Genomic DNA, 728 nt, shown 5'->3' with positions numbered 1-728 from the left:
GCAGAGCGCATGCAGATTGCTGAGGGAAGGGTTGGAGCAGGCTTTCTGCCATTTTCATATTTGGCTAGCGTATTCCTCGTATAGGTATTTGGGATGAGAAGCAGTCTATATTTGACTGGTCTTCTTCTCTAATTGGCTATAGAGCGTAGCCTAGGTAGGGCTGTACCATTCCAAGAGTCTTATCTAACGTATACTCATCCATCTGCAGCAACACAATGGGCACCTTTAATCCACAAATATTATGCGATATTAACGGGCGTTTCCAACTGGTATCCCGCACAGTTGGGAAGATTCCCAAGCTTCTCCTGTTACCGTTCGACTTGCATGTGTTAAGCATGCCACCAGCGTTCAATCTGAGCCAGGATCAAACTCTTCAGTTTAATTCTCAAATTCTGACTCTAACTACTGATACTCAAATTCTTTAACAAAGTGTTTGTATATAATATATCTCTTAAATATCTTAGAAGCCTTAGCTCCCAACCGTTAACATCACTCGTCAGCCGGTGAAGACATATAATACGCATCACTCTTCCAAAATGCAACTACTTTCTTCAAAAAAATTAAAGTTTTTACAACTTTTTTATTTCAATAGCTATTTCAACCCCAAAAACTACCATCTACATAGCCTTTTAAACCATCTTAAAGCTTATCCACTATGCTTTAGAACAAAAAAACAAATATCCTACTTATCTAAAAAAATAATACTTTTTTATCTATTTATTGCACTT

General features: G+C 37.6%; 1 rRNA gene. It reads right to left on the bottom strand.

Annotated elements, in window-relative coordinates:
* Positions 1 to 380 (bottom strand): 16S ribosomal RNA (locus FQ699_RS09755); the annotation flags it as partial.
* Between the last annotated feature and the right edge of the window lie 348 nt (positions 381 to 728).

Source organism: Francisella salimarina, from assembly GCF_007923265.1.
GTDB lineage: Bacteria > Pseudomonadota > Gammaproteobacteria > Francisellales > Francisellaceae > Francisella > Francisella salimarina.
Note: the sequence above shows the minus strand (reverse complement) of the source record. Positions and strands in the feature narration are given on the sequence as shown.